Source organism: Acinetobacter sp. ANC_7553, assembly GCF_056779895.1.
Window position 1 is genome coordinate 44,419 of sequence record NZ_JBWYIV010000002.1, and the last position, 16,631, is coordinate 61,049.

Below are 16,631 nucleotides of genomic sequence, written 5' to 3' on the forward strand. Positions count from 1 at the left end.
TCTCACATTTATTGGCTATTTTGGGCTCAAAGATTTTCAACTGAATATATTGAAAAATAGAAATTTATAAATTAAAAAATTGCATTATATAATGTTATAACATAACATTATAAGCAATAAAAAATAACCTTAAATATCACTATGCGTATCTTTTTAGGAATGGGTCTCTTTGTAACTCATGTTGTCTTTGCAGAATCAACAGACACAAATCATCATCCAGCACACAGTATGAATACGATTGTGTTCACAGCATCTGCAAAAAAAAATATTCATGAAGCAATGGCGAGTATTGATGTGATTGATGGTAAGCAACTTAATCAACGATTTATAAATGATGTTTCAGATGCTTTGAACGATCGAGTAGGTCTACAAAATGTAGGTATCGGGCTAAATCGGAAAGGGGTTTCGATTCGAGGAATGAACCCGACACACACCCTATATTTAGTCGACGGACAACGAATTAATAGTTCATCCTCAGCCATTGCTCACTCTGATGGTGAATTAAATTGGGTTCCAACCGAAGCGATAGAACAGATTGAAGTGGTTCGAGGACCGATGTCTTCACTCTATGGATCAGAAGCTTTAGGTGGAGTAGTGAATATTATTACTAGAAAACCAATCGAAAAATGGACAGGCTCTGCTTCGATTCAATCGTTATGGAATGAATCTAATTTGGGTGGTGATCAGTATAAAACCAGTGCTTACTTGTCTGGTCCACTCATTGAAAATAAATTAGGTGTCAATTTCTGGGCCGAATTTAGAAAACGTGATGCGCTTGAAGATCCTACCAATTCTCGTTTAAGCAAACACGATGAGCAGAAAAATACCAAAGAGCATCTTGGTCTATTTTGGCAAGCAACAGATCAACAACAGATTGAATTCATAAGTGAGTACGGCCATGAGGATCGACAAGATTTAAGAGGTGGAACACGTAATCAATATTATCAAGTTGATGATGAAATTGAGCGGGCTCGATTCGGGTTAAAACATGAAGGTGAATGGAGTTGGGGTAAAAGTATTGTTAAGCTTTATCAAACACAATTCAAACGAGAAAGTGAGCGCAGTGATGGCGGAGATACGACATCTCCACAAAAATTAACTGATCAAGTGGCTTCGACACAGTTTCAATTTGATTTATCTAATCATCATTTAATACTGGGTAATGAGCTTCGTAAGGAAAAGTTGGAAGATCCAACGGTCAATTTAAAACAAAAAGACAGTATTACCCATTATGGAATTTATCTACAAGATATTTGGCAAATCTCTGATCAATTTAAAGTTGGATTTGGGGCACGTGGCGATGAGCATTCAGATTTTGGATGGGAACTGAGTCCGAAGTTTAATGCGTCTTATCAACTCAGCGATGCATGGACAGTCAAAGCTGGTGTGGGCAAAGGCTATAAAGCGCCAACTTTAAAGCAACTATCTAAAGAGTTTGAGTCTAATGCTGCAATGGGTGGTATGGGTATTATTCGAGGCAATCCTGATCTTAAGCCTGAAACCAATACCGCTTATGAAGTTGGATTACATTTCCATCGAGATAATTTTGAAACCACATTAGGGTGGTTTAGAAACAATGTCGATGATTTGATAGATACACAGCGTCAGCCTACATGTTCAGTCGCAGGGAAAATTTGCTTAGATTATGTCAATGTGACAAAAGCAGAACTACAAGGTATTGAATGGAGTGGTGCTTATCACATAGAGCCATATTTACATTTAGAAGCCAATTACACTTATTTAGACGCAAAAGATAAAAGTAAAAATATCCCTTTAGCCGATCGTTCAAAGCATCAATTAAATAGTTCAGTCATTTGGCAAGTGAACGACAAACTCCAAACCAAATTACGCCAGCAATATCGCAGTAAACAATTTCAAGCTGTGAATACACCACACAGTCAAGGATATATCTTCTGGCACATGTATGCAGATTATAAAGTGACTCCGAATTGGACAGTCCAGACAGGAATTGAAAATCTGACAGATAAAAAAATTGGCATGCAACCTGATCAATTACAAACTTTTAGTGATGCAGGACGTCGTTACTTTGTTGGTATGAATGTGAGATTTTAATGATGAAGAAATCTTTCATTCTGCATGCAATAGATCCAACTCATATTCAAAAAAGTTTGGATCTAAACTCCATCCTGCGTATTTTGAGCATCTTCTTATGTGTTTATCTCACATTAAATGTGGCTTTTGCACAAACAGCAGATGCTCAAACTAAGGTATTGGTGTTACATACCGATTTTGTGGCAAATACTAAATTTGAAAAACTTGTGCCAATTGCAGCGAAACAAAATGTGCAATTACAGCATTTACAAGTAAATCAAAATCAAAAAGCTGTTCAGCAATCTATTCAGCAGGCGGATGTGATCATTTTAGATGTTCCGCGACCGCCAGATCGTAAACAGGTTGAAGAGCTTGCACTTGAAAGTTTAAAGGCTCAAGACAAAGCATATATGACCGTTGGTGGTGGAGCACCGCAGTTCCAGAAAATTCCAAAATTATTTGGATTTAAATTATTAGATCTGTATTACAACGGTGGAGAAATTAACTTTTCACATTATTTTGAAGCAGTACATCTTTGGAATACTGAAGGTAAAAAAGCCACATTTAAGACGCAAAAATTACCAGAAATTTCGATTTATCACACCAGTGCACAAGACTATTTTGACAATGTGCAATCCTATTTAGATTGGTATCAACAGAATCTAAAACATCAGAAAAAATCAACTATCCAAGGACAAAATGCCTATTTAGTTTATGTGCTTCATCCAAGCAATATCACCAATTTAACGTCTGAAAAAATTGATCAACTCATAACGCTTACTGAACGAAAAGGTGTTGTTCCCATTGTCTTGCTTTGGAATGAGTCGAAAACCAAAACCAAACTTTCAGATTTTTTTAAAGATGTACCAATCACCGCAATGGTCAATATGACGCATATTCAAAATGGTCAGGACTTAGTTGCCGAGCTACAAAAAATGAATGTGCCTATGGTTCAAAGTTTGAGTTTTAATGGCAATTTTGAAGAATGGAAAAACTCGAAATCAGGCATACCTCCGCATTTAGCATCTATCTTTTTGAGTCTTCCCGAAACTTGGGGATTTTCTGATCCTTTAGTGCTGTCTTTAAATGAGGGTGGTCGCGAGCAATGGATTGAACCACAGGTCAATATATTACTTGAACGTGTAATTGCCCAATCCAAATTGAAGATTAAACCCAATAAAGAAAAGCAAATTGGGGTGATGTTTTGGAATTATCCTTATGGTCAAAATAATTTATCTGCATCAAATTTAAATATTCCGCTGAGCATCGAAAATATTCAAAAAAGTTTAAAAGAACGTGGATACGACACCGAACTGATCAGCGAAAAACAAATTATTTCAGATGCTCAAACTTTATTATCTGCATATTACCAGCATGAAAAATTAGCTGACCTACAACAGAAAGAAATGCTCAGCTATTTTCCTGTTCAGTATTATCTTGATTGGTTAAAAACCTTGCCTGAACAGCGTCAACACGAATTAAAAGAAAGCGCGGATATTCAAAAATTATCTAAACATTGGGCAGTCGTGAAAAGGGAGGGCGAGTTTTATTTTGCAATTCCAAGTCAGCGTTACGGAAATTTATTACTACTTCCTCAGCCTACTCGTGGTTCTAAATTAGGTGAGAATTACCACAGTCTAGACGCTGTTCCAGATCCATTATATTTAGCGACTTATCTGTATTTGCAACAAGCAACCGATGCATTGATTCATTTGGGAACACATGGCACACAAGAATGGTTGCCTGGAAAAGACAAAGGCTTAGCAGCGAATGACTATCCTTTATTGACCGCAGGTGCTTTACCGATTTTTTATCCTTATGTTCAGGATAATATCGCAGAAGCCATGCAAGCGAAACGACGTGGTCGTGCAGTTATAGTGAGTCATCAAACTGCGCCTTTAGCACCCTCTGGTTTATATGATGAATTACGAGATATTCACGATTTAATTCACCAATATGCTCAGCTCGATGAGGGTTTAGTCAAGCAGCAAACTCAAGGAAAACTGATCGCTTTAACAGAGCAAAGTGGTGTGCTTAAAGATTTAAACCTGACTCAGGTTCAGGCTCAGAATAATTTCCCTCAATTTTATACTCAGCTTCATGATCATTTGCATCGCCTAGCGCAACAAGCTGTACCCATGGGCTTGCATCGTTTCGGTTTGTCAGCCCAAGATGATCAAAGATTAATGATTGTTTTACAGCAGTTAGACTCAGACTATTTCAAAGCATTAAAGCTGGATAAAAATGAAGTGTTTAATGCCGATATTGAAACAATTCGTCAATCTCTAGCTTATCGTTATTTGGCGCATTATGTTTTAAATCCGGCTGAATCCACAGGTTTAGGATGGTTTAAATCTAAGGCTTCAAATGTTGAGGTTGATGCAGATATTCAAAAGATAGGGCAAAGTGGAAAACTAAAAGCGTATATCGAAACTGCACAAAAAAATTATGAATATTTGAGTGCAGATAGAGAAATGCAAAGTTTGTTGAATGCTTTATCTGGAGGCTATGTTTTACCGGGAACGGGGGGAGACCCGATTCGTCAGCCTGAAAGTGTCAGTGGACGCAATTTATATGCTTTTGAAGCCAATAAAATCCCGACTAAAGCGGCTTATGAAATGGGACAAAAAACCTTTGAGCAGATGATTGCGCAGTACCAACAAAAGCATCCTCAGCAGTACCCTAACAAAGTTGCATTTAGTTTGTGGTCTTCTGAAACGATTCGTCATTTAGGTGTTTCGGAAGGACAAGTTTTGGCAGCGCTTGGTTTAAGACCTGTGTGGGATCAAGCAGGTAAAGTGGTGAGTTTAGACATTATTCCACAACAAGAGCTCAAGCGCCCACGTGTGGATGTTGTGATTCAAGCCACCAGTGTTTATCGAGATCAATTTGATGGTTTTATGCGTCTACTTGCTGGTGCAATGGCAAAACTTTCAGCGCTAAATGAACCCAATAATCAGCTTTATCAAAATTCACAACAGATACAGCAATCATTAATTGCTCAAAAAGTTGATCCTGAACGAGCTAAAGCGTTATCACAACTTAAAATTTTTAGTAATGAACCTGGAGAATATGGCTCAGGTTTAACGAAAAAAACCTTGTCCTATGATGATTGGGAAAATGATCAAGAATTAGCAAATACCTTCTTAAATAATCTGCAATATGCCTATGGCGATAAAACGTGGGGTGAGCAAGCACCAGTCAATCTATTCGCTGAAAATTTAAAAGGCGTTGATGTTGCCATTATGTCGCGTTCTTCAAATGTGCATGGCGTGTTATCGACAGATCATCCATTTGAATATTTAGGTGGATTATCTTTGGCAATTCGTTCCGTTCAAGGGAAATCACCGGAATTACTCATTACAGATTTACGCCAAAATAAAGCTGAAGTCACCTCATTGAAAGCTTATTTGTCAGATGAATTACGTACCCGTTATTTAAATCCTGAGTGGATTAAAAGTATGCAAAAGGAGGGTTATGCTGGCACATTGGAAGTAATTAATGTGACCAATAATTTATATGGCTGGAATGTGACTGACCCTTCAGTTGTCCGTGCTGATCAATGGAAAGATATGTATGAAACTTACGTTCAAGATAAGCGCGAACTTGGTGTAAATGAATGGTTCAAACAACATAATCCATCTGCGCAACTCCAAGTATTAAATCGTATGGCGGAAGCGATTCGTCAAGATTATTGGCAATCTGATGATGAGACAAAACGAGAAATTGCAGAAAAAATTCAAGCGTTGCAAGAACAAGTGAATTTGCCTTTAGAGTCTGAAAAGCTTAATGAATTTACCCAAAGTATTTTGAAGCAAAATGACAGTGTATCACTAGAAAAAAATGCACAGATGACTGTAGTAACTGATCAAGTAAATCTTGAAAATTCATCTGAAACAAAACGCACAGCCGATGAGCAAAATACTCAAAATCAGCAAGCTATAGGACAAGGTTTAAACCCAACAACACAGACTTTGAAAGCAGCCGATGCCAATCAGTCTACTCAAGATCAACATCCATCTTCTATAGAAATACAAACCCCCAAAATAGATCAAAAAAATACTCAGAATCAGGCACAACAGAAAGTCAAAGGTCAGGCTTTGGAACAAGTCCAGAAAAAGTCGGAAGTACAAGATTATGCTTGGGTTGGTGCCTTCATACTGAGTTTATTGATTGGATTTGGTTTTTTTAAACAATTTATGCAACAGCGAAAAAAATAAGAGGAAATTTATGCAAATTTTAGAAGTCGAAAGTTTGATTTATCAGGCTTCAAAACTTTTCTTATGGCCTGTGATGTTGCTCATCCTTATCTCATTGATTTTTTCATTGGTTTCTTTGGGTAGCTTTATTATGGAATGCGTGTTCAGAACCTCTAAACGTTATCGATCGATTTTGATGAAATATGCAGAACAAAATCAATTTCAAGCCTCGACTGATGATTTAGAACTTTGGATTATTAAACGTTTGGAATGGCTAAGAATTGTATCCCGAACTGCACCGATGTTGGGATTGATCGCAACTATGATTCCAATGGGTCCTGCATTACTCGCTTTATCTTCAGGTCAAGCTGAACAAGTGGGGCAGAATATGGTGATGGCATTTTCTTCAGTAATTTTATCTTTAGTTTCGGCTTCTATATGTTTTTATATTTTGGTTATCAGACGTCGTTGGTTGCTTGAAGAATTACGTGAGTATGAAAAAGAATTTGAAAGTCTTCATCAAGGGGAAGCTTAATGCGATTTTTGGAACAGGATGAAAGTGATGATCCTATGCTTTCTGTTGTGAATTTGATTGACCTTTTTTTAGTTATTATTGTGATTCTAATGATGTTGGTAGTACAAAACCCGCTAAATCCATTTTCAAATAATAATGTCGTTGTAATTGAAAATCCTGGTGAAAAAAATATGAAAATTTCATTTAAAGAAGGACAAGAACTTAAACAATATGAGTCTACAGGTCAAATTGGTGAGGGCGAAGGAAGTAAGGCAGGGGTGACCTATAAACTGAATGATGGCCGAATGATTTACGTGCCTGAATAAAATGTACGTGTGATACAAACTCATCTATTAATCTAAACTTTAACATTTGATCTATTTTTCTAAATATTAATACATAATTTGCGGACTAAAATCATCAACTGAAAGAAACTTTTTGATACACATTTCAAGCGATACACAGGCATCTTATAGTCAACCATTGATTTAATGGTTGAACTACTAAAAATGCTTGTGCCTGCTAAAGGTAGACTATCCAAGTTAAGTGAAGAAAATCAGGCTTTACTCCGTCTGAGCTATTGGCGTGTCAGAGCCTACTGCTCCACAAATCTTCCACGATGTAGATGATTGCCTGATCAAGTCCAATCTATTTAATTTACCCGAGAGTCTGCCTGAAGGCGAAGGTATCGACTGGAACGTGGTGATCGTAGATGCCACAGAAACTCCAACACAAAGACCTAAAAAACAGAAGAAAAGCTATAGTGGCAAGAAGAAGGCACATACATTTAAAGTTCAAGCCATTATCTATTATAGAACACAGCAATTTCTGAGTTTATGCACGAGTCGTGGTGCTGTACATGATTTCGAGCTTTTCAAACGCAACTTGAATCCGATTCCTAAAGGTGCTTTTATTCATGCAGATGAAGGCTATCATGGAATCTATGCAATGTATCCAAATAGCTCATTGCCTCTAAAAGCAAAGAGATGCTGCAAACTAGATCCCGAGCTAAAAGTTTACAATTGAGAAATCAATAAAAGAAGAATTGGGATTGAACATGTATTCGGCAGTTTGAAAGCCTTCAAAGTCCTTGCGGCGCGATATCGTAATCGAGTCAAAAGACTAGGTTTAAGATTCAATTAAATTGCTGGAATCTATAACATGGAACTGCATAAAAATGAATTATGAAAGAATTCTATTGTTGAATGTCTTTATCTAAAAAATTATATACCAATTTATCAAAGATAGATGTTTTAAATACAACTCAGAGCTTTGCTGTATTCAAAACAGATTCAAAAGAAATCTCAAGTTTTTATGAAAATTAACTACATACCCCACCAGTAATCGGCTGATTCCTATTTTCTAAGTGCTTGACTGAACTTGCAATACTGATTGAAAGTTGATCAATGGCTTTTTGCGAAACAGTGACTAAAGTGTTTAAGTCTTTATTTTTTTGTGGAATTTCTTCATAAAAACTCATCCGACAACTGAGTTGATGACGTTGAGGTAATGTTTGAGCGTTTTTGGGTATGGATAAGGGGCGATTAGGATCATCATATCTTAAAGTCCAAGTCGCATTCATGAGCATAAAGCGTTGCTGATTTGATTTTTCGATGAAATCAAAGTTAGAAAAATCTAAGGCAATTCGATAAGCTGCTTGTCCACCAGTCATACCACTATTATAACGATCCACTGCACCTAATGTTTGCTGTAAACGCGCAGAAACAGCATCTCTCAATTCAGCCGATAAAGTAGATGTCCAACGATCATCGAACAATACTTTAGCCTGCCCATTTTCTTGTTGAATTACCAATGGAATTCGGTTTAAACGATCGGATAATCCAACAGGAAGCACCTCAATCATCCTCACTTTTAGATTTGACGAAGATGATGTTAGCGTTTGAGTGCTCAATGAATAGAACATAGGCGTAGGGGATGAAGAGCACCCACTGACGATGAGTGCAAACAAACCAACACTCAAGCTTGAAAGGACTTTTAGGTAGCAGCGTTGCTGAGATTTCAATAATTTATTCTCTGTCATCTTTCTTCGGCTCCGCTGTTTTTCCACGAATCAATGACTCAGGATTTTGTTCTATTTGATCTGCCATTAACTGCAATGAAGCTGCGGCACGGGTAATTTGTTGTAAAGCACGACGTAGATCTTGTTGTAATGGTGCATCACTTGCCAAGATGGTTTCAGAAGACTGAACTGTTTTACGAACATCATCCAAAGTGGCTTGTAAATTAGGCGCAACTTTGCCATCCAGTTGATCGACCAAACTTTTTGAAGATCGTATAGTTTTATCTAAGTTTGCCAAGGTTTGACGAAAGTCCTGACCAATTTCAACCAATGGAAATTTAGATACATTATCGGCGATTTGGGACACTTGTGCTTGAAGGCCTTTTAATTCTGTAGGAGTTGTTGGAACTTCAACTACACCATCATTTCGACGGATTGCAGTGGCATATTTAGCTTTAGGGAAAAGATCAAAGCTAATGTAGTTTTGACCTGTAAGTAAATTGCCAGTCCGCATTTGAGCTCGCCAACCACGCTCAACAAATTGCTTGAATACTGTACCTTGCGGGTCCAACTCATGACCTCCAGCAATACGTGAAGGATAAACTTCAGCATCAACACGCATTCGAATTTGCGAGTGATTATTGTAGAACTCAGTGTTGATTTTTTTCACAGTACCGACTTCGACACCCATGAAATCAATTGGAGCTCCTACTGATAAACCTCGCAATGACTCATTGAAATACATTACGATCCGTCTTGGATTAAGATCAGGCTCTTTAAGCGCAAGCTTTTCAGAGTCAAATAATTCAAATTTCATTTTATTCGGAGCAGGAGCTGCATCAGAATTTTCAGGATAACCAAATGCGATCCCTCCCGAAATGATGCTTGCCAAAGATTGTGTGTTTAAACTAAAGCCCGAAGCATTCAAATTGACATCTACACCACTGGCTTGCCAGAAACGCGCATCTGTGGTGACAAATTTGTCATAAGGTGACTTAATGAAAGTTTGAAGTTCAACGCTTTTTCCATCATCAGCCAGTTGGTAAGAGGTCACTTGTCCAACGTTGATTCTTCGATAATAAATAGGTGAACCGAAATCGAGCGAACCTAAATCTTGTGCCTTTAAGAAAAAGATTTTTCCAGGAACATCGGAAGTTACAACTGGTGGAGTTTCTAGCCCTTTAAATGAAGTGGTTTTGACATCTGATTTACCGCCATCTACTTCAATATATGCGCCAGAAAGTAAAGTATCGATACCTGAAACCCCACTTGCACCAATACGTGGTCTCACTACCCAAAAACGTGAATCTTCCGTGGCAAAATTACTAGCATCTTTCCGAAGTTCAATTTTAGCAATGATATGAGACCGATCTTCCGAAAGGTCAATTTCACGCACTAGACCCACATTAACTTGACGATAACGAACTGTAGTTTTGCCAGCTTCAATGCCTTCTGCAGTCCTAAAAGAAACCTCAATAACAGGACCAGTATTCAAATACGCCTTGAGAGCTAATGAAAATGCAATGAGTAATGCAACAATTGGAATAATCCAAATGAGAGAAGGTTTCCATTTGCTACGTTTCTTATCAGGTACACCGACCTGACTCAGAACTTGTTCATCATGTGGATGACCATTACTCGATTGGTTTTCTGACATAGTTATTGATCTTATTAAATCGTAATGTGGTTGTTGTTTGTACGCTTCATCATATGAATATCAAGCAAGAAGTGAAAGGGTTTTATGTAAATCTCAATGTTCTGTAGCGTCATTTTTTTTTTCATGCTGACTCAGAATTGAAACGTAATAGTTGTCCCAAATGATTCTAGGATCAAAACTCAGTGAGGCTAACATGGTCAAAACCACAACTGCACCAAAAGCGACTGCACCTGTGCCTGCTAAAATAGTTGCCAATGATTGAATTTGGATTAGTGCTGCTAGCATGGCGACAACGAAAACATCAATCATTGACCAACGGCCAATAAACTCCACGACTCTATACATGATCGAGCAATGCTTCGGTGAGAGGTGAATTTTTTTTGAGGCTTGTAAATGTACAGCACTGAGCAGGAGAGCAAGGATGACCAATTTCAGTAGGGGAATAAATATACTGGCAATAAAAATAACGGACGAAACGAAATAGTCACCACTTTTCCAGAAATAGATGACTCCACTCATAATAGTGTCTTGTTGACGGCCAAGAATAGATTCTGTAATCGTCATCGGTAAAACATTAGCTGGTATATAAAGAATACTCGCTGCAATTAAATAAGCTAGAGTTCGTTCTAAACTTCGGGTTTTACGGGTATGTAATGGGCTATCACAACGAGTACAGCGGGATTTTCGTGCTTGTTCCATGGCAGACAAGGACGTCATGCGGTTGAGTGTTCCACAGCAATGACAAAGTGTGAGCTCAAGATCAATTGCACGCGGTGCAAGCGTTTCTAATGAGACAGATTTCTGCATAGGGTGTGGCGAATGCTTCATCTGATCGGGTTGATTCGTATGAGTGGAAGTAATGGTCATGAGATTTGATTTCCATCAATTACGTTCCATAGATCCTTGATTTTGATTGATACCAAATAGACCAACAAAACACTTAAAATGGCAAATGCCCATAAGGCAATTCCAGGAATCACAACCACCATCCCCACTAATTTCACCAAGGTGACCAAAACGCCAATCAGAAAGACTTCAACCATTCCCCAAGCTCTCAGTTGAAATAGTGACCGTAATGCGAGTTTAAGTGATGCATACTGTTGGGTTGCAATAACATTTTTATTGAACATTGCCATCAAAAGAATATATCCCATCAGAAGTAAGTAGGCCAAAGGGACAACAAAAGTGGTCATCAGAATAAGAAAGCCTACAAAAGCACGATCAGCCTCGAACATTGCCCAAGCCGCACCCAATAATGTGGTTTCTGAATAAATGCCTTGGAGTTCAACTTTGACAATTGAAAAACTATTGGCAATCGCAAAGATAATTAACGCAGTACAGACTAAGGCCAACAGTGTGTTAAATTTTGGAATTTTACGATAGAGCTCGGAACCGCAAGCCGAACAATAGGCACGTTCATTCTTATATAAATCGGATTTACGAAAGAGAGTATCGCACTCTTCACAAGCAACATAATTTTGATTGATTTGCACCATTTTTAAATCAGGGGCGAGTTTAGAATCCGATACAGTTTCTACATTCGTTTCAGACATCGTTGTCTCAACTTTTTCATCAATATTCTTGGTTTTTTATTTCTCCCTATAGTTTATATCGAGATTCAATAGGTTTGCCTATGATTATTTTGTTGAATCGAGATACATAGCGCTTTAGTTTGGCTTATCAGTGTGCAGTCATGTTGCTCAACGAGGGTATAAAAGGGGTTGAAGTGCTAATTGATCAGCATTTATGTAGTCAAAATGAGGGTGAGTTAAGTTTATATGATGAAATTAAATTAATATTAAATTCAATGATTCAGCATAAAATTCAAGATGCAGCGTGTGCTTCACATAAACTTCATATATCAAGAACTACACTTCATTTAAATCATAAAGATCGATTGCTTAGTTTGGGATGACTGTATGTTGAAAAGCCTCATGCAATGGCTGGATAGTTGGTCCGTAAGCGTGCCACATGATGCATTGACCTCTGAGAGTAAACAGATTCAATGGCTCAGAATAATTCCTTTTATCCTACTGCATCTTGCTTGTCTGGCAGTGTTTTGGGTCGGGTTTTCTTGGTTTGCTTTTGCATTTATGTTGTTTTTTTATTTTATTCGCATGTTCGCAATCACGGCTTTTTTTCATCGTTATTTGTCACACAAAACTTTTCAAACTTCGAGATGGCTGCAATTTATCTTTATTTTAATTGGCACAATGAGTGCGCAGCGTGGACCATTATGGTGGGCAGCACATCATCGATATCATCATCGTTATACAGATACTCCTCAAGACCCACATTCATCAACGCATGGATTTTGGTATAGCCATGTTGGTTGGTTTTTAAATGAATATAATTTTTCAACGCGTAAAAGTGTTATTAAAGATTGGCTGAAGTTTCCGGAGCTGATTTGGTTAGATCGTTTTAGTTTGATGATCGTATTAATAACGGCTATCGGAATTTATGGTCTAGGGGAATGGGTTGCTTGGATGTGGCCGCATTGGGGAACCAGTGGTTTGCAGTTATTGGTATGGGGAGGCGCAATTTCTACTGTTCTGCTTATTCATGCCACATTGTGCATTAACTCACTGGCTCACCATTATGGAAGCCGAGATTTTGAGACGAATGATCATAGTCGCAACAACTTATTTTTATCTCTGATTACACTTGGTGAAGGCTGGCACAACAATCATCATTTTTATGCAGGAAGTACGCGCCAAGGGTTCTATTGGTGGCAGATCGATGTGACCTATTACATCTTAAAATGTATGTCATGGTTTGGCTTGGTTTGGGGAATGAAACCCATACCAGCTCGAGTCTATGAAGTAAGTAAAATTACGCGTTCGAAAAAGGCCAAACTCCAACATTCTCAAGTTCAGTCAAAGGAATCAAGATGAAAATTGCAATTATTGGATCGGGTATTTCAGGACTTTATGCAGCTTGGAAGTTGAGTAAGTTGCATGAGGTGACCGTATTTGAAAAGAATAATTATTTTGGGGGACATACTGATACTCATCAATTAAAGATCGATGGTGAGCAAGTTGCAGTGGATAGCGGATTCATTGTTTTTAATGAACACAACTATCCTTTATTTTGTGAGATGTTGAAGGAGCTTGGTGTACAAGCTCAAAGCAGCGATATGGGGTTTTCAGTTAATAATCAGGTCACAGGACTGCAATATAACCCTTCCAAGAAATTCTCATTATTGTTCAAACCACAGAATTTTTTAAAGACCCGCTTTAGAGCGATGCTGTCAGATTTATTCAGATTTTATGCAGCAAATAAAGATCTTGATGTAGATGAGACCGACCCGAATTACACTATTGAGCAATATCTCAACGAGCATGGATACTCGGATGCGTTTAGGCAAGAGCATCTCTATCCGATGTGTGGTGCATTATGGTCATGCCCAGTAGAGCAAGCAGGTCAAATTCCATATAAATTTGTAGTCAGTTTTTTTCAACATCATCGTATGTTGCAACTCAAAGATCGACCACAATGGTTAACTGTAAGAGGTGGGTCTTCTAAATATATTCGTGCAATTCAAACTCAAGCAAAGCACATTCATTTTAAAAAAGTAGAGGTGAAGTCAGTTAAGCGCTCAGCAAATGACGTGAGTATTGAAACGGGACAGGGGATTGAACGGTTTGATTGGGTGGTATTTGCAAGTCATGCAGATGACACATTGAAGTTGCTCGCTGAACCAACGGTTAAAGAATCAGAAATATTAGAAAAGTTTCAGTATCAAGACAATCATATGGTGTTGCATTCAGATACCAGCATTATGCCAAAATCAAGACGTCAGTGGGCAAGTTGGCATGTGCATGTCACACCGAATAGAGCGGGTCAAGTCACTCCATTTCAGCAAAATAGTGTCCATTATGGATTTAGTTATTGGATGAATCAGCTACAAAATCTGAAATGTGAAACTCAGATTTTTGCGACATTAAATCCTAATTTTGATTTAGATCCAAACAAAGTCTGGGTTCAGCGTCACTATCGTCATCCTGTATTTAATGCGGAAGCTATTGCAGCTCAGTCAAGATGGTCTGAAATAAACGGTTTAAATCGGACCTATTTTTGTGGTGCTTATTGGGGATGGGGCTTCCATGAAGATGGTGCAAGAAGTGCGTCATGGGTGGTTGAAGCCTTATTAAATTCATCGAATCAAGCCGCTTAGGAGTACTTATGCAGCTGTATCCACTTGCAATTGCAGTTGCTGACATTCGTCATCGCCGTTACTTGCCTAAGCCTTATGCTTTTCAGAGTCAGCTGACGTATTTGTGGTTTGATCCAGAACAGCTCGAACACTTCGCGCAAACTTCGATACTTTGGTCAACGAAAAAATGGAACTTTCTGAGCCTAGATTCTGATGACTTCTTGGCAAACTATCAAGGCACGATTCGAGAGAAGGTTCTGCATGTGTTGGAAGAGCATACTTTAGAAGAGCCGACGGAGCTCGCTGAAATTCGGGTGTTGGCTTTGCCGCGCACGCTTGGCTTCAGATTTAATTCGGTGGTTTTTTATTTTCTATTTAATGCCCAGCAAAAATTACAGTTCATTCTCAGTGAAATCACCAATACACCCTGGTTAGAAAGACAGGTATATGTTCACGATTGTCGCACCGGGGGGGAGCAGCATTCCGAATATACGAGCTTCCACTTCCAGTTTGACAAAGCTTTTCACGTGTCACCCTTCATGCCAATGGATCTGAAGTATCAATGGACGTTTAGTTTGGCTGAAAAACAAAATTATGTGCTTATGCAATTGTTTAAAGAGGAAAAATTACAATTCGATGCATCAATGCGTTTTGAGTTAACCCCCATCACACTTCCTTCACAACTTCATCGCTATGCTGTTTTTAAACTATTTGAGCCGATCAAGATGGTTGCAGGTATTTATTATCATGCCTTTAAGCTTTGGATAAATAGAGTTCCATTTTATCGGCATCCCAATAAAACGAAGGATAAGCTGTGATATGAAATCATTGTTAATGGGAGAGCAATCTTCACTACCGCTGGTATTACGTCATTTACTGAAATTAAAACACGGCCAAATTCATTTTAAAGGGATTTGGGAGGGTTCAGTCGGTGAGGTGAGTGATCTAGACGCAGTGATTGAGGTCCATGATGCAAAGTTGATGGATCTACTTTTTCGTCAGGGGGTTCTTGGTGCAGCTGAAGGTTTCATTCAAGGATATTGGACGACACCAGATTTAGTGAAGATTGTGCGAATTCTTGCGAGAAATCGCGATATTTTAGATCGTATGAACCAAAGTGCCTTAGCAAAGGCGAGTCAACTCTTGCTCAAAACTTGGTATGCATCGCGTAAAAACTCATTGGAAGGTAGTCGCAAAAATATTGCTGAGCATTATGATTTAAGTAATGACTTTTTTAAGTTATTTCTTGATCCGAGCATGATGTACTCCAGCGCGGTATTCAAAGATCAATCTATGACTTTGGAACAAGCATCCGATTATAAAAAAGAAATCATATGCCAAAAATTGAAACTTCAACCGATGGATCATTTGGTTGAAATTGGCAGTGGATGGGGTGGTTTTGCGATCTATGCTGCGCAAAACTATGGTTGTAAAGTGACTACTATTACCATTTCTCAAGCTCAATATGACGAAGCTAAAGCTAGAATTGACGCTGCGGGTCTGTCTCATCGTGTTGAAGTTAAATTAAAAGATTATCGTTTACTTGAAGGTAAATTCGATAAATTGGTTTCAATTGAAATGATTGAAGCCGTTGGTGCTCAATATCTATCGACATATTTTGAAAAGTGTAGACAGCTGTTAAAACCTAATGGTTTGGCGCTTATTCAAGCCATCACCATTGAAGATGCGCGATATGAAAAGGCATTGAGTACGGTCGATTACATCAAAAGATACATTTTCCCAGGTAGTTTTATTCCTTGTATCAGCGTGATGACCAACGTTGCATCAGAACAAAAATTACGTCTAAAGCATCTTGAAGATATTGGTTTAAGTTATGCACAAACGATTCACTGCTGGCGTGAACGTTTTCTACAACAGCGTGAGCAAGTTTTAGCACTGGGCTTTGATGAAAACTTTATTCGCATGTGGGATTTTTATTTATGTTATTGCGAAGGAGGTTTTCTCGAAGGCGTCATTAGTGATGTGCATTTATTGTTTGAAGCAAGTCCATACTAAATCAGTGAGAGGACATC

15 protein-coding genes are annotated in these 16,631 nt (G+C 38.3%); 11 read left to right on the plus strand and 4 right to left on the minus strand.

Annotation, left to right across the window (positions count from 1 at the left end; translation table 11 throughout):
- Positions 1-159: 159 nt before the first annotated feature.
- From AC1M9I_RS01935 to AC1M9I_RS01960, 6 genes are all read left to right on the plus strand, one after another.
- The gene (locus tag AC1M9I_RS01935; protein ID WP_481610609.1) at positions 160-2,073 is read left to right on the plus strand and encodes a TonB-dependent receptor plug domain-containing protein; all 1,914 of its coding nucleotides are present in this window, start codon (positions 160-162) and stop codon (positions 2,071-2,073) included.
- Positions 2,073-6,272, plus strand: a complete 4,200-nt coding sequence (cobN, locus tag AC1M9I_RS01940; RefSeq protein WP_481610610.1) for a cobaltochelatase subunit CobN — start codon at positions 2,073-2,075, stop codon at positions 6,270-6,272. Before AC1M9I_RS01935 ends, cobN begins: the two co-directional genes overlap by 1 nt.
- 10 nt (positions 6,273-6,282) lie before the next feature.
- Positions 6,283-6,786, plus strand: a complete 504-nt coding sequence (locus AC1M9I_RS01945; RefSeq protein ID WP_092768924.1) for a MotA/TolQ/ExbB proton channel family protein — start codon at positions 6,283-6,285, stop codon at positions 6,784-6,786.
- The gene (locus AC1M9I_RS01950) at positions 6,786-7,091 is read left to right on the plus strand and encodes a DUF2149 domain-containing protein (RefSeq protein WP_092768927.1); all 306 of its coding nucleotides are present in this window, start codon (positions 6,786-6,788) and stop codon (positions 7,089-7,091) included. The genes AC1M9I_RS01945 and AC1M9I_RS01950 overlap by 1 nt, the downstream gene beginning before the upstream one ends.
- 259 nt (positions 7,092-7,350) lie before the next feature.
- Positions 7,351-7,791, plus strand: a complete 441-nt coding sequence (locus tag AC1M9I_RS01955) for a transposase (RefSeq protein ID WP_481594437.1) — start codon at positions 7,351-7,353, stop codon at positions 7,789-7,791.
- Positions 7,792-7,794: 3 nt separating this feature from the next.
- A complete protein-coding gene (locus AC1M9I_RS01960; protein ID WP_416224330.1) occupies positions 7,795-7,908 on the plus strand; it encodes a hypothetical protein in 114 nt (37 codons plus the stop codon).
- 178 nt (positions 7,909-8,086) lie between these two features.
- On the opposite strand, the gene AC1M9I_RS01965 is transcribed toward AC1M9I_RS01960, so the two are convergent.
- The 4 genes from AC1M9I_RS01965 to AC1M9I_RS01980 all read right to left on the minus strand — a co-directional run bounded on the left by AC1M9I_RS01965 (position 8,087) and on the right by AC1M9I_RS01980 (position 11,938).
- Complete coding sequence (locus tag AC1M9I_RS01965; RefSeq protein WP_481589477.1) at positions 8,087-8,806, minus strand: PqiC family protein; 720 nt, start codon at positions 8,804-8,806, stop codon at positions 8,087-8,089.
- Positions 8,793-10,442 (minus strand): PqiB family protein, encoded by a 1,650-nt coding sequence (locus AC1M9I_RS01970; RefSeq protein WP_481594436.1) that lies wholly within the window; start codon positions 10,440-10,442, stop codon positions 8,793-8,795. The genes AC1M9I_RS01965 and AC1M9I_RS01970 overlap by 14 nt, the downstream gene beginning before the upstream one ends.
- 93 nt (positions 10,443-10,535) lie before the next feature.
- A complete protein-coding gene (locus tag AC1M9I_RS01975) occupies positions 10,536-11,270 on the minus strand; it encodes a paraquat-inducible protein A (RefSeq protein WP_481590812.1) in 735 nt (244 codons plus the stop codon).
- 35 nt (positions 11,271-11,305) lie between these two features.
- On the minus strand, positions 11,306-11,938 hold the full coding sequence (locus tag AC1M9I_RS01980) for a paraquat-inducible protein A (protein ID WP_481589494.1): 633 nt from the start codon (positions 11,936-11,938) through the stop codon (positions 11,306-11,308).
- 197 nt (positions 11,939-12,135) lie between these two features.
- On the opposite strand from AC1M9I_RS01980, the gene AC1M9I_RS01985 reads away from it, so the two are divergent.
- The 5 genes from AC1M9I_RS01985 to AC1M9I_RS02005 are packed head-to-tail and all read left to right on the plus strand — an operon-like array spanning position 12,136 to position 16,614.
- Positions 12,136-12,357, plus strand: coding sequence for a hypothetical protein (locus tag AC1M9I_RS01985; protein WP_481594435.1), 222 nt, complete (start codon positions 12,136-12,138; stop codon positions 12,355-12,357).
- Between the two features lie 4 nt (positions 12,358-12,361).
- Complete coding sequence (locus AC1M9I_RS01990) at positions 12,362-13,336, plus strand: acyl-CoA desaturase (RefSeq protein WP_481594434.1); 975 nt, start codon at positions 12,362-12,364, stop codon at positions 13,334-13,336.
- Positions 13,333-14,619, plus strand: a complete 1,287-nt coding sequence (locus tag AC1M9I_RS01995) for an NAD(P)/FAD-dependent oxidoreductase (protein ID WP_481589474.1) — start codon at positions 13,333-13,335, stop codon at positions 14,617-14,619. The genes AC1M9I_RS01990 and AC1M9I_RS01995 overlap by 4 nt, the downstream gene beginning before the upstream one ends.
- Before the next feature lie 8 nt (positions 14,620-14,627).
- The gene (locus tag AC1M9I_RS02000; RefSeq protein ID WP_035269389.1) at positions 14,628-15,416 is read left to right on the plus strand and encodes a DUF1365 domain-containing protein; all 789 of its coding nucleotides are present in this window, start codon (positions 14,628-14,630) and stop codon (positions 15,414-15,416) included.
- 1 nt (position 15,417) lies between these two features.
- Positions 15,418-16,614, plus strand: coding sequence for an SAM-dependent methyltransferase (locus tag AC1M9I_RS02005; RefSeq protein ID WP_035269391.1), 1,197 nt, complete (start codon positions 15,418-15,420; stop codon positions 16,612-16,614).
- Positions 16,615-16,631: the final 17 nt, after the last annotated feature.

Coding starts and splice junctions, on each gene's coding strand:
- AC1M9I_RS01935 (WP_481610609.1), top strand. CDS start 160: ATGGGTCTCTTTGTAACTCATGTTGTCTTTGCAGAATCAACAGACACA.
- cobN (WP_481610610.1), top strand. CDS start 2,073: ATGATGAAGAAATCTTTCATTCTGCATGCAATAGATCCAACTCATATT.
- AC1M9I_RS01945 (WP_092768924.1), top strand. CDS start 6,283: ATGCAAATTTTAGAAGTCGAAAGTTTGATTTATCAGGCTTCAAAACTT.
- AC1M9I_RS01950 (WP_092768927.1), top strand. CDS start 6,786: ATGCGATTTTTGGAACAGGATGAAAGTGATGATCCTATGCTTTCTGTT.
- AC1M9I_RS01965 (WP_481589477.1), bottom strand. CDS start 8,806: ATGACAGAGAATAAATTATTGAAATCTCAGCAACGCTGCTACCTAAAA.
- AC1M9I_RS01970 (WP_481594436.1), bottom strand. CDS start 10,442: ATGTCAGAAAACCAATCGAGTAATGGTCATCCACATGATGAACAAGTT.
- AC1M9I_RS01975 (WP_481590812.1), bottom strand. CDS start 11,270: ATGAAGCATTCGCCACACCCTATGCAGAAATCTGTCTCATTAGAAACG.
- AC1M9I_RS01980 (WP_481589494.1), bottom strand. CDS start 11,938: ATGGTGCAAATCAATCAAAATTATGTTGCTTGTGAAGAGTGCGATACT.
- AC1M9I_RS01985 (WP_481594435.1), top strand. CDS start 12,136: ATGTTGCTCAACGAGGGTATAAAAGGGGTTGAAGTGCTAATTGATCAG.
- AC1M9I_RS01990 (WP_481594434.1), top strand. CDS start 12,362: ATGTTGAAAAGCCTCATGCAATGGCTGGATAGTTGGTCCGTAAGCGTG.
- AC1M9I_RS01995 (WP_481589474.1), top strand. CDS start 13,333: ATGAAAATTGCAATTATTGGATCGGGTATTTCAGGACTTTATGCAGCT.
- AC1M9I_RS02000 (WP_035269389.1), top strand. CDS start 14,628: ATGCAGCTGTATCCACTTGCAATTGCAGTTGCTGACATTCGTCATCGC.
- AC1M9I_RS02005 (WP_035269391.1), top strand. CDS start 15,418: ATGAAATCATTGTTAATGGGAGAGCAATCTTCACTACCGCTGGTATTA.